This window comes from Capnocytophaga sp. H2931 (genome assembly GCF_002302535.1).
Taxonomy (GTDB): domain Bacteria; phylum Bacteroidota; class Bacteroidia; order Flavobacteriales; family Flavobacteriaceae; genus Capnocytophaga; species Capnocytophaga canis.
On record NZ_CP022381.1, the window covers coordinates 2,422,579 to 2,435,111 of the forward strand.

Consider the following 12,533-nt stretch of genomic DNA (forward strand, 5'->3'; position numbering starts at 1 on the left):
ACCGTTGTACAACCAAAAACCAAACATCTATTTTTTGGGCTTTTTTTCAGATGTAAAAAATTAAATTCTGTAAGTTTTACCACAACCCTTATCACCCGAAGAATTATATCCGCTAGTTATCCAATAGAGAAAAAAATCCTTTTTTAATTGCTAATTTAACAAATTATACGTATCTTTGATGTCCATAATATAAAAATAAATTCACTATCAATGGCATCAACAAAAAAGAAAATACAACTCATTTTAGTTGACCGACGAACAGTGACATTCGTCATTTGTTTGTTAGTATCAATAGTTTTGTGGTCTCTAATTCGGTTATCCAAAACCCTACATCGTGAGTTCAGTGTTGATGTGGCAATTACTAATATCCCTGAGGACATGTTTCTGAATACTTCTCAAAAATATAAAATTAAAATACGAGCCGAAGGTAATGGATATGCTTTGTTAAAGTATTATTCTCAGGGACAAGTGCTTAGTGTGGATTTTAATGATTTGGAGTATATCGGAAACAAACGATACAAACTTTCTAAAAATATTTCCAATAAATTGAATGTAATTTCGAAGAACAACTTCAGAATACAAAACACGTACTCCGACACCATATATGTAGATTTAGAAAAGAAATACACCAAAAGATTACCCTTGAAAGTTAACTTAAACGCTTCCTATCATCGAGAATATCAGTTGACCGATTTAGAAATAATGCCTGATTCAGTCGAAGTTATGGGATTTAAAACAGCTATAGATACCCTTCAAGAGGTGGTGGTCATTTTGGATGGAAGAAAAGAAGTCAAAGAGTCTTTTGAAGCAGTTCATTTTCTGAAAAAATCAGATTTTTTGCAATACAACACGGATAAAATTACGGTTAAAGCGATGGTGGATAAGGTCAGTGAACAAATTATAAAGCTACCTATACAAGTAACGAATATTCCAGAGGGGAGTCAAGTGAAAACCTTTCCGTCAGAGGTTGATGTGTTATGTTCGGGTGATTTGAATTTATTGAAAAACATCAAGCAAGATGATATACAAATAATTGCTGATTATCTTGATGTTCAGGATGATAGCAGGATACCATTAACCATACAAACAACATTGAGGCGTGTCAAGATTACGTTTTTAGGCGAAAATAAAGTAGAATATCTGATTAAAAAAATATGATGGTTGTAGGACTAACGGGAGGTATAGGCAGTGGAAAAACTACCATTACAAGAATGTTTCAAGATTTAGGAATTCCGGTCTATATTTCTGATATTGAGGCACAAAAAGTTATTGAAACTGACCCTGTGATCAAGCGAAGAATTATTGAAGAATTTGGCGAGTTGGCGTATATTGATGGAAAGTACAATCGCAGATATATAGCAGATATTGTGTTTAATGATAAACATAAATTACAAAATTTAAACAATATTGTACATCCTGCATTAGCGCTACATTTTCAGAGATGGAAAGATATGCAAAAATCTCTATATATTATTAAAGAAGCTGCAATTCTTTTTGAAAGTGGTGCCTATAAGCAATGTGATTATATCATTACGGTAACGGCTCCCGAGCAGGAAAGAATACGCCGAGTGGTTGAAAGAGACCAAGTTACAGAGAAATTGGTGAGGGAGAGAATGCGAAATCAATGGACGGACGAAGAACGTATAAAATTGTCTGATGAAGTGGTCGATAACATAAACATTCAAGTATCTTTGTTAAAAGTCAAAGAAATACATTCTAAATTAATAAAAAAGTTGCGAAATCGTCAATAAACCAAATTTTATAGTTAAATATATGTTAAAAATTAGAGGTGCAGAAAAAAATGTATTAGTTTTGTACAATGAATAAGAGATTGAACATAATAACCGTTGTTTTGATGACCATTTCGCTGATAGGAATCATCCTTATTCAGGGGTATTGGATAAAGTCAGCAATTGATAAACAACAGGAGGCTTTTTCTCACTCTATTCAACAGGTGCTCAGTTCAGTAACTGCCAGTTTGGAGAGCCAAGAAGTGAATAAATATATAGCTCAAATTATTGAATTACGTGAAAAAGACAGCACGTTAATTTTGAAGGATTCACATTTGAGAGAGTTTATGTATGTTCAGGAGAATAAAAATACCAAAGAAACGTTCATTTACAAACATGGAATTTTACAAGAGGATTATAATCTTCCGACCAATGGGGTTAATGGTATTTCATCCAACGATACGGTTTTATTCAAAAACTACATCAGTCAGCAGACGGAACAGAAAATAACGTATGCTACTGAGCTGGACAATCAGATTGCACCCAGTATTGAAACCTACCAAAAATTGAGTCGATTGCCTCAAATTGAGAAACTGATGTTGGAGGAATCCATAAAAAATATTTCTCAAAAATTGTCCGTGGTGGATAGAGTTTCTGCAGAGCAGATTCAAAATGCAGTGCAACAGGAATTAGATAAGCGAAATTTAAATATGGAGTTTGATTTTGCGATCTACAATCGAAATATATTATCCAGCATACGATCCAAATATTTTGATTCCACCAAAGGTCAGGAATATCGAATGCCTCTTTTTAACACAAGCTCAGGGGATTCTCGTTATGAGCTGGCATTGACCTTTCCGCAACGAGAACACTATATGTTTTCATCTGTTATTGTAATTTCTTCATTATCAATGGTTTTTATGATAATCATAATTGGAGTTTTTACCATAACGTTGAATCAAATGTTGACTCATAGGAGAATTTCTCAGATCAAGACGGATTTTATAAACAATATTACGCATGAATTTAAAACTCCCATTGCGACCACCAATTTGGTGTTAGATGCCATAAAAAATCCGATGACTATCAATAATCCTGAGAAAATATTGACCTATATCAATATGCTTCGGGAGGAGAATAAACGAATGCACTCTCAGGTAGAGAATATTTTGCAAATTTCACGGATTGATAAAGGCGAACTTGACCTTTCAAAAGAACCTTTGGATGTACATCTGTTATTGGAAATTGCAATAGGACACGTACAAATGATGTTACACGAGCGTAGCGGAATGATTCGTACTCATTTTGAAGCCGAAAATAGCGATATTTCAGCCAATGAGTCGCATTTTACCAATGTTTTGATTAATATTATCGAAAATGCAATTAAGTATTCACCAAATCCACCTGATATTGATATTTATACTGAAAATATAAAAAATAAGATACTTATAAAAGTTAAAGACCGAGGGCAAGGAATGAGTAAACAAGCTGTGAAACAGGTTTTTCATAAGTTTTATCGCGAACACACAGGTGATTTGCATAATGTAAAAGGACATGGATTGGGACTTGCTTATGTGAAACGTATTGTTAACCACCATGGTGGAACCGTCTACGTGGAAAGTGAAAAAGGCAAGGGTAGTACTTTTTTTATTAAAATGCCTACAATTTGATTCATTTCTAACAAATATATAAACTACATAACGAAGAAAGCTAAATTAATCAGTATAACCTTTAAAAATAGAATATTATGACAGATGAAACAGAAAGAGGGTACGACATCAAATCCATGGGAGCAAACAAAAGAATCCTTTTGGTGGAAGATGACCCTAACTTTGGAACAGTGTTGAGAGACTACTTAGTAATGAGTGGTTTTGATGTGTCATTGGCTAAAAATGGTATGGAAGGTTTTGAAAAATTCAGAAAGGAGATGTTTGATCTTTGCATTTTGGATGTTATGATGCCTTATAAAGACGGATTTACCTTAGCCAAAGAAATACGCGAGAAAAACGAGAAAATTCCAATCATATTCTTGACAGCAAGAACGATGCGTGAGGACATCATTAAAGGATACAAAGTTGGAGGTGATGATTATTTGAATAAGCCGTTCGATTCTGAAATTCTGTTGATGAAAATTCGTTCCATGTTACAAAGAAAAGCAGTGGAAACGGTGGCTGATAGCAAGAAATTTGAATTTGAAATTGGCGATTTCTTCTTTAACTCAAAGTTGAGATTCCTCAAATATAAAGATGAAGAACCTGAAAAATTATCACCAAAAGAGAACGAATTGCTTCGTTTGTTAGCGTTACACGAAAATGATTTGATGCCCCGAGAGTTGGCATTGGCTAAAATTTGGAAGGACGACAATTATTTCACCTCAAGAAGTATGGACGTTTATATCGCCAAGTTGAGAAAATATTTGAAAAAAGATGAAAAAGTAGAGGTGTTGAACATCCATGGGGAAGGTTTCCGATTATTAACTAATCGTGAGGAAGAATCCTTTATTTAAAAAAATGTAATTGTAATATTTTTATAGGAGCTGTCCAAAAAATCATTAGCTCAATATGTGCTTTTTGGACAGTTTCTTCTTTTTATTTTCATATAAATATTTATGTCATTAAAACTCAAAGGATACATTTTAGCACTTGTTTCAGCTATTACATATGGAATGATTCCACTATACATGATTCCAATAAAACAGAGTGCCTTATCGTTAGACGATGCCTTGTTTTATAGGTTTGCTATTGGCGGTGTTTTTATTTTAGGTTTTTTGATATATCGTAAGGAACGATTGCAGGTTAATTTTCGTGAATTATTGATTTTTAAAATATTAGGTTTATTGTACGCTTTGTCATCCGAGTTTTTATTTGCAGCGTATGACTATCTTACGCCAGGCATAGCTTCAACCATATTTTTCATGTATCCGATTGTGGTAGCATTGATTCTAGGACTATTTTTCAAGGAAAAAATCACATTAGCTACCGTTATTTCCTTGTTGATTGTGGTTTTAGGAGTCGGATTTCTGAGCGTAAAGGACACTGATTCTTTTTCCATTAACTTCTTTGGACTGTTCATCGGTTTGATGGGAGCTGTTATTTATGGAATATATATGGTAGTAGTCAATAAATCAAAGTTAACAGCATCAGGAATTAAAATTACGTTCTATTCGATGTTGTTTTCGAGTATTTATTTTTTAGTTAAATCTATGATTATTAATGGTTTTGTAGAGATTCCGACAGTTGATATGGGAATACACTTGACCGCTTTTTCACTCATTACAACAGTGCTTTCAATTTTGACTTTAGTCTATGCGATTTACTATATTGGTTCTACTCCCACAGCCATTATAGGAGCTGTGGAACCGATTGTAGCAGTGGGTATTAGTGTATTTCTTTTTGGAGAATTACTCACAAAAAATTTGATTTTCGGTGTGTTACTTATCATCACAGGAGTGCTTATTAGTATTCTTTTTGAACGAAAAAAAGGAAAAAGTAAATAACTATGCACTTAGATTCAACTCCCAAGTGCAATTTTTTATGCCACGAATTTATAAAATAAATTCTTAGGTTCTTCAAAATCTAATGTCATTACTCACTTTTTATAGTTTTTAAAGTTAAGGTGTTAGTGATGAGCTTCGAAGTTCTCGGTCTTCGGTTAATTTTATGTTGAGTTTCTTTTATTTTTTCTTTGCTAATTTCCTCAAAATAAGTACCTTTACGGATATATTGTCGTACAAGTTTGTTGGTGTTTTCACTCAATCCTCGCTCCCAAGAACAATACGGATTGGCAAAATAAAAATCACAACTTAATTTTTGTCCATTATACCTGAATTTACAAAAAAAAACAGGAAACCCATAAATAAAAGAGACCGTCTTTCCTGACAGTCTCTTTTTCCTAATTGATAATTTATTTATGCATCACTCCAATTATCTTGAATAATTTGGAGCTTCTTTGGTAATAGTAATGTTATGTGGGTGGCTTTCTGCGATTCCACTTGCTGTAATACGTACAAAACGAGCCGTTTCTTTCAGAGTTTTAATGTCTTTTGCGCCACAATAGCCCATACCTGCGCGCAATCCTCCTATAAATTGGTGCATACTCTCTTGAAGTTCACCTTTGTAAGCTACACGTCCCACAATTCCTTCAGGAACTAATTTTTTGATATCATCTTCCACATCTTGGAAATAACGGTCTTTACTTCCTTGTTTCATAGCTTCGACCGATCCCATACCTCGGTATGATTTGTATTTTCTTCCCTCAAAAATAATGGTTTCCCCAGGAGATTCTTTGGTTCCTGCCAATAGAGAACCTAACATTACACAGTCAGCACCTGCAGCAATCGCTTTGACAATATCGCCTGTGTAACGAATTCCACCATCTGCAATCACTGGTACTCCTGTACCTTTAAGTGCATTAGCAACGTTCATAACTGCTGACAATTGTGGATAGCCTACACCGGCTACCACACGAGTTGTGCAAATAGAGCCAGGCCCAATACCTACCTTCACCGCATCAGCTCCGTTTTCAGCCAGATAAAGAGCAGCTTCAGCCGTAGCAATATTTCCTACAACAACGTCCAATTCGGGGAATTTTTCTTTTACAGCTTTCAAAACAGACACCACACCTCGGGTATGCCCATGAGCCGTGTCGATGATAACTGCGTCTACTCCTGCATAGACCAATGCTTCAGCACGTTCTACGGCATCCGAAGTAACTCCTAATGCGGCAGCCACACGTAATCTACCAAATAGATCTTTGTTTGATATGGATTTCTCTTGCAGGTTAGCTATGTCACGGAAAGTGATAAGTCCTACAAGTTTGTTGTTTTTGTCTACAACAGGAAGTTTTTCAATTTTATGTTTTTGTAATATCTTTTCGGCTTCTTTCATTGAAGTACCTTCCGCTGCTGTAATAAGATTTTCAGAAGTCATTACTTCTACAATGGGGCGATTGCCGTTTTGTTCAAAGCGTAAATCACGATTTGTAACAATACCTTTGAGCGTACCATCCGCATCAACAATCGGGATTCCTCCAATGCTGTTTTCTTTCATACTCCTTTGAGCATCAGATACTTTTGCTTCTAAATTAAGCGTTACAGGGTCGATAATCATTCCGCTTTCCGCTCTTTTCACTTTGCGAATTTGCTTAGCTTGTTCTTCAATCGTCATATTCTTATGAAGTACACCAATGCCACCTTCACGAGCCATTGCAATAGCCATCGCAGCTTCTGTAACTGTATCCATCGCAGCCGAAATGATAGGAACGTTTAGCGTAATATTTTTTGTGAATTTGGTTGAGATAACCACTTCTCGCGGAAGTACTTCGGAATAGTTCGGAATGAGTAGTACATCATCGTAGGTCAATCCTTCTCCTACTATTTTTTCTTGAAAATTCATAAAGCAACTTGAAATTTTGTTGCGTGCAAATGTACTACTTTTTTTTGAAATAAAAAAGAGTTCCCTCACTACTATATGATTTCGCTGACCATACTGGTGTACATTAGACAAGATATTTTCTCCGTCCTAACAGAATTTACTTCATTTTCCACTTCTCTAAATGAGGAATGACGTGATATGCAGTCAAATCAAATTGAATAGGAACTACGGAGATATATCCGTTTGCCAATGCCCATTCGTCAGAATCGTCTCCTCCGTCTTCATTCACGAACTTACCAGTCATCCAATAGTAATTCCGTCCTTGTGGATTTGTTCGTTTGTCAAATTCTTCAATCCAACGAGCTTGGGCTTGTCGACATATTTTGATACCTTTGATGGCTTCCTTTTTCAATTTAGGAATATTTACATTTAGGACTACTCCTTTTGGTAATCCATTTTTTAATACATTGATTGCTATTTGCTTAACAAAATCGCGAGCTTCCTCAAAGTTTGCGTCCCAACTGAAATCAAGTAATGAAAAACCTATGGCAGGAATCCCTTCAATACCCGCTTCAACTGCAGCACTCATCGTTCCTGAATAAATTACATTTATGGATGAATTTGAGCCATGATTGATACCACTAACACATAAGTCAGGTTTACGTTTTAATACTTCGTACTTGGCTATTTTTACACAATCTGCGGGTGTACCACTACATGTGTATTCTTTTTGGACTCCATCATCAATGTGTATTGGTTCGCAGTACAGGGTTGAATTGAGTGTAACGGCGTGTCCCATACCACTTTGTGGAGAATCGGGAGCTACCACCACCACATCTCCGATTTCGTTCATTATTTTTATTAAGCAGCGTATTCCTGGAGCTGTAATTCCGTCATCATTTGTGATTAAAATCAATGGTTTTTTAGTCATAATTATCTGAATGTGTGTTTTAAATCTACCAACTAAATGTTTCTTCAATGTCCCAATTGGCTCGTAGCTCAATTTCTTTTGGATGATGAATAATTTTTTCAGCTTGTTGGCGTTTTAGAAAGTTACCAGTATCCCATTTTTTATTACCATTCTTGTCTTCTATGATACGTAAACGATATTTTTTAGGAGGCACAGCTTCAAAAATATATTGATTTTCAGGTTTTTCAGTGTATAGTTCACGATGAACATCTCCTTTCTCATCTGTAAGTTGAATTAGTATAGGATAATCCACTTCGCCTTTCAGCGTAAGTTTCAATACGGAATACTCGTCCTGTTTTTTGGTTCTTAATTTCACTTCCAAAGTGTCGTTCGTTTTTCCGAAAAAATCAACCATCGCTTCAGGAAATGCTTTCACCCGGTATGATTCCCCATATTTCGTATCGAAAACAATCCTATATTCCAACCTATCTTCGCTTAGTTTTGTTTTAAATGGAATGCTAACAGAGTCTTTTTCAAACACTTGCACTTTTGTAGAGTCCATTTTCATTATTGGAATGTTTGACTTCCAACCGAAATGTTTTCCTTTGGGCAGGTCTCCTGAAAATAGATTTGAAATCTGTAAACTATCGGGTTTCATCTTCCGTAGCCGAGTGGTGAATGTATCTATCTTTTGACCTTTTGTCACCGTAAACCGTAAAGAATCTTGTTTGGGTGAAAACCAAAAATTAAGTGTATCTTTTTTAGGTTCTTTAGATATAATATACTTAAAATCATCGGTTTGTTTTGATATTGGTTCGATTTTTACACTGTCCGTACCTCCTTCAAATCCGAAGATAAACCGATTTTCAGATGCCTGTATTGGGCGAGCCGCTTTGTAATTCCACTTCTCTTTAAAGAGTGTAAGCTCATACGAGGCAATGGAATCGCTTTTCACAAAAATGGGTCGCTCTAAAAACGCAATTTTGTCTTCTTTTTGGTTGAAAAGGTAGTTGTTATTTTTATCCTGCATCGCCATTAACATATATTTTCCTTCTCTTATATGATTGATTTCGAAAGTGTTAAGGCTGTCGTTTGCATATCCAATATACAGAGGTTTGTTTTTATAAACCACCGAATCTTTGTAAGATTCATTGTATTCATAAAGCATCACCACGACTGATTTATCAGGTTTTGATTTTAAAGCATCTTTTATTTTTCCTGTAACTTTCAGTGAATCAATGAATTTTCCTGTTGAAAAAACGTATTTAAAGTCTTTATAAATATTTCCTTCGTTGTAGTCTTGGATGCTATTTCCAAAATTAAAAACATAGGTTGTATTTGGTTTAAGTGTGTCTAAAATGCTGATTTCTAATGATTTTGAGGCGTTCATAGGAGTTACTATGGGAAAATTTTCCATAGGAGGAGAAATAATGAGATGTTTACGTAAATCCTTTATTGTAACAAGCTCATCAAAAACTAAGCGTATTTTTTTCTTATCAAATCCTGTTGTTCCCGAGGGAGGTGTTACCTGCAACAAAACTGGAGGCGTTTCATCTTTTGGACCACCTGTGGGTGAACCTCGTCTGGCACAGTGACAAAGTATTGATAATGAAATGACTAAGATGATGAAATAAACGTATTTTTTCAACATATTCCTAAAACTATTTTCTCGTGAGAAGTTATAAACCACAAATGTACTATTTTTTTTTTACTTCGCAAGGTAACATTTTACAAAGCTACCACAGAAATTTTAGGAGAGTCTATAAAACAAAGAGCAAACCTCCATACTTGAGATTTGCACTTTGAAAAAAAGATGGGTTTATTTTGAGTCTTGTTTTTATGCTAACATTGTAACAGGGTTTTCGATAAACGTTTTTAATGTTTGTAAAAATTGAGCTCCTGTTGCTCCGTCTATGGTACGGTGGTCACAAGCCAAAGTTACTTTCATTGTGTTACCTACAACAATTTGTCCGTTCTTAACTACTGGTTTTTCGACAATAGCTCCCACTGATAAAATCGCTGAGTTCGGTTGATTGATAATTGAGGTAAACTCCTCAATGCCAAACATACCTAAATTCGACACAGTGAAAGTGCTTCCTTCCATTTCAGCTGGAGTCAATTTTTTATTTCTTGCACGTCCTGCCAAATCCTTCACTTGTCCACCGATTTGGGTAAGTGATAGACTATCAGCAAATTTAAGTACAGGAACTACCAAACCGTCTTCTACAGCTACGGCAACTCCTATATGTACGTGTTGGTTGTAAACCGTTACATCGCCTTTCCATGATGTGTTTACCTGTGGATGTTTTTTCAATGCCATTGCACACGCTTTCACAACCATATCGTTAAACGATACTTTGGTGTCAGGCAATTTGTTAATTTCTGAGCGTGAGTTTATTGCATTTTCCATATCAATTTCGATAGTCAGGTAGTAATGTGGAGCTGTGAATTTCGATTCGGATAAACGTTTAGCAATTGTTTTACGCATTTGTGAATTTTTCACTTCTTCAACATTTTCCACACCTGCAGGTACGAACGAAGTTACCGATGTAGCAGTTGGTTTTTCTGCATTTTGTGATTGAACAGATGGAGTGAAGTTTTCTACATCTTTCTTTACAATACGTCCGTTTTCGCCTGAACCTTTCACTTGCGAAAGATTTATACCTTTATCCTGTGCAATTTTCTTGGCTAAAGGAGATGCGAATACACGATCGCTATTATTATCAGCAGTTGTAACAACAGGGGTGCTGACCACTGGTTTTTCTTGCTCTTTTTTTACTTCAGATTTTGTAGGTGTTGAAGCTGGTTTGGCAGAGCCTCCTCCCGCAATCACAGCACTTACATCGGTGCCAGCTGGCCCGATAATAGCTAAGAGAGCATCAACAGAAGCTGATTCACCTTCTTTTATACCTATATGCAAAAGCGTTCCTGAATAGAACGACTCAAACTCCATTGTAGCTTTGTCGGTTTCAATTTCAGCTAAAATATCACCTTCTTGTATTTTGTCTCCAACTTTTTTCAACCATGTAGCTACGGTTCCTTCAGTCATAGTGTCGCTCAAGCGAGGCATAGTGACAATTTCAACTCCCGCAGGAATCGAAACCGTAGATTCTGATGTTTCCGTAGGTTCAGGTTTGTTTTCCTCTACGGATTGTACAGGTGCTGCACCTTGTGAAATTAGAGCTGAAATGTCTTCGCCCTCTTTTCCAACAATTGCTAAAAGCGTATCTACCTTAGCGGTTTCTCCTTCTTGCAGCCCGATGTGAAGCAACGTACCCGCATAGAACGATTCAAATTCCATAGTAGCCTTATCGGTTTCGATTTCGGCTAAAATATCACCTTCTTGAATTTTATCTCCAACTTTTTTAAGCCATTTTGCAACAACACCCTCTTCCATAGTGTCGCTCAAACGTGGCATATTAATGATTTCTGCCATTTTTTTTATAATTTATGAGGTAAAAAAGGATAGTTTTCTTGTTCGTACACCACATCGTATAGCACTTCCTTCTCAGGGAATGGTGATTCTTCTGCAAATTTCTCGCACTCAGCTACTAACTTAGCAACACGCTCGTTGATAGCTTCGATTTCAGCTTCGGTTGCATAGTTCTTTTCTTTGATGACATTCAACACCTGCGTGATAGGGTCTAATTTTTTGTATTCTTCCACTTCATCTTTGGTGCGATAGAGCTGAGCATCGGACATTGAGTGTCCTCTATAGCGGTAGGTTCTAATGTCGAGCAACGTAGGGCCGTCACCTCTTCTGGCTCTTTCTACGGCTTCGTAAACAGCTTCGGCAACCTTCACAGGATCCATTCCATCAACGGGAGCACATGGCATTTCATAACCCAATCCAAGTTTCCAAATGTCGGTGTGGTTAGCAGTTCTTTCTACCGATGTCCCCATTGCATACTGATTATTTTCAACAATAAACACCACAGGAAGTTTCCAAAGCATTGCCAAGTTGAAAGTCTCGTGCAAAGCTCCTTGGCGTACTGCTCCATCTCCCATAAAAGTTAGGGTAACGGCATCTCTATTGAAGTATTTATCGGCGAAAGCCAAGCCAGCTCCCAACGGAATTTGTCCTCCAACGATTCCATGTCCCCCATAGAAACGATGTTCTTTTGAAAAAATGTGCATTGAGCCACCCAACCCTTGTGACGTTCCCGTAGCTTTTCCAAACAGCTCCGCCATAACACGACGTGGATCAACCCCCAAAGCAATGGGTTGGATGTGATTTCTGTACGTGGTAATCATTTTATCTTTCGTTGGGTCAATTACGTGCATGCATCCCGCAACGATTGCCTCTTGTCCATTATATAAATGTAAAAAACCTCTTACCTTTTGTTGGATGTAAACAGCGGCAAGTTTGTCCTCAAATTTTCTCCAAAAAAGCATTTCTTCATACCATTTCAGGTACACATCTTTGTCAATTTTTTTCATTTGTTATTTATTAAAATGTGATGTTATTTTTCTAAATGTTTTCTTTCAAAAGGGACAAAAAAAAACCCACTAACCGAAAAC

Annotated in this window: 10 protein-coding genes; 5 read left to right on the top strand and 5 right to left on the bottom strand. The window is 36.2% G+C overall.

What is annotated here, in order from left to right; genetic code table 11:
- Positions 1-210: 210 nt before the first annotated feature.
- From CGC52_RS10190 to CGC52_RS10210, 5 genes are all read left to right on the top strand, one after another.
- Positions 211-1,158 carry a hypothetical protein gene (locus CGC52_RS10190; protein WP_095894302.1) on the top strand — a complete coding sequence of 316 codons (948 nt, stop codon included), beginning with the start codon at positions 211-213 and terminating at the stop codon, positions 1,156-1,158.
- Positions 1,155-1,751, top strand: coding sequence for a dephospho-CoA kinase (gene coaE / locus CGC52_RS10195; protein WP_095894303.1), 597 nt, complete (start codon positions 1,155-1,157; stop codon positions 1,749-1,751). Before CGC52_RS10190 ends, coaE begins: the two co-directional genes overlap by 4 nt.
- A gap of 68 nt (positions 1,752-1,819) precedes the next feature.
- A complete protein-coding gene (locus CGC52_RS10200) occupies positions 1,820-3,400 on the top strand; it encodes a sensor histidine kinase KdpD (RefSeq protein ID WP_095894304.1) in 1,581 nt (526 codons plus the stop codon).
- Between the two features lie 77 nt (positions 3,401-3,477).
- Positions 3,478-4,236 (top strand): response regulator transcription factor, encoded by a 759-nt coding sequence (locus tag CGC52_RS10205; RefSeq protein WP_231549989.1) that lies wholly within the window; start codon positions 3,478-3,480, stop codon positions 4,234-4,236.
- 102 nt (positions 4,237-4,338) lie between these two features.
- Entirely contained in the window at positions 4,339-5,226 is an 888-nt protein-coding gene (locus tag CGC52_RS10210) for a DMT family transporter (protein WP_095894305.1), read from the top strand.
- Positions 5,227-5,653: 427 nt separating this feature from the next.
- Here CGC52_RS10210 and guaB read toward each other — a convergent pair whose 3' ends face one another.
- From guaB to pdhA, 5 genes are all read right to left on the bottom strand, one after another.
- Positions 5,654-7,123 (bottom strand): IMP dehydrogenase, encoded by a 1,470-nt coding sequence (guaB, locus tag CGC52_RS10215; RefSeq protein ID WP_095894306.1) that lies wholly within the window; start codon positions 7,121-7,123, stop codon positions 5,654-5,656.
- Between the two features lie 136 nt (positions 7,124-7,259).
- On the bottom strand, positions 7,260-8,033 hold the full coding sequence (gene surE, locus CGC52_RS10220; RefSeq protein ID WP_042010427.1) for a 5'/3'-nucleotidase SurE: 774 nt from the start codon (positions 8,031-8,033) through the stop codon (positions 7,260-7,262).
- A gap of 25 nt (positions 8,034-8,058) precedes the next feature.
- Positions 8,059-9,663, bottom strand: coding sequence for an Ig-like domain-containing protein (locus CGC52_RS10225; RefSeq protein ID WP_095894307.1), 1,605 nt, complete (start codon positions 9,661-9,663; stop codon positions 8,059-8,061).
- Between the two features lie 186 nt (positions 9,664-9,849).
- Positions 9,850-11,448 carry a pyruvate dehydrogenase complex dihydrolipoamide acetyltransferase gene (locus CGC52_RS10230; protein ID WP_095894308.1) on the bottom strand — a complete coding sequence of 533 codons (1,599 nt, stop codon included), beginning with the start codon at positions 11,446-11,448 and terminating at the stop codon, positions 9,850-9,852.
- Positions 11,449-11,453: 5 nt separating this feature from the next.
- Complete coding sequence (gene pdhA / locus CGC52_RS10235) at positions 11,454-12,452, bottom strand: pyruvate dehydrogenase (acetyl-transferring) E1 component subunit alpha (RefSeq protein ID WP_095894309.1); 999 nt, start codon at positions 12,450-12,452, stop codon at positions 11,454-11,456.
- Positions 12,453-12,533: the final 81 nt, after the last annotated feature.

Bases quoted from the DNA above. Each gene is read 5' to 3' on its own strand.
- CGC52_RS10200 (WP_095894304.1), top strand. From the start codon at position 1,820: ATGAATAAGAGATTGAACATAATAACCGTTGTTTTGATGACCATTTCG.
- surE (WP_042010427.1), bottom strand. From the start codon at position 8,033: ATGACTAAAAAACCATTGATTTTAATCACAAATGATGACGGAATTACA.
- pdhA (WP_095894309.1), bottom strand. From the start codon at position 12,452: ATGAAAAAAATTGACAAAGATGTGTACCTGAAATGGTATGAAGAAATG.
- CGC52_RS10230 (WP_095894308.1), bottom strand. From the start codon at position 11,448: ATGGCAGAAATCATTAATATGCCACGTTTGAGCGACACTATGGAAGAG.
- CGC52_RS10225 (WP_095894307.1), bottom strand. From the start codon at position 9,663: ATGTTGAAAAAATACGTTTATTTCATCATCTTAGTCATTTCATTATCA.
- coaE (WP_095894303.1), top strand. From the start codon at position 1,155: ATGATGGTTGTAGGACTAACGGGAGGTATAGGCAGTGGAAAAACTACC.
- CGC52_RS10210 (WP_095894305.1), top strand. From the start codon at position 4,339: ATGTCATTAAAACTCAAAGGATACATTTTAGCACTTGTTTCAGCTATT.
- guaB (WP_095894306.1), bottom strand. From the start codon at position 7,123: ATGAATTTTCAAGAAAAAATAGTAGGAGAAGGATTGACCTACGATGAT.
- CGC52_RS10205 (WP_231549989.1), top strand. From the start codon at position 3,478: ATGACAGATGAAACAGAAAGAGGGTACGACATCAAATCCATGGGAGCA.
- CGC52_RS10190 (WP_095894302.1), top strand. From the start codon at position 211: ATGGCATCAACAAAAAAGAAAATACAACTCATTTTAGTTGACCGACGA.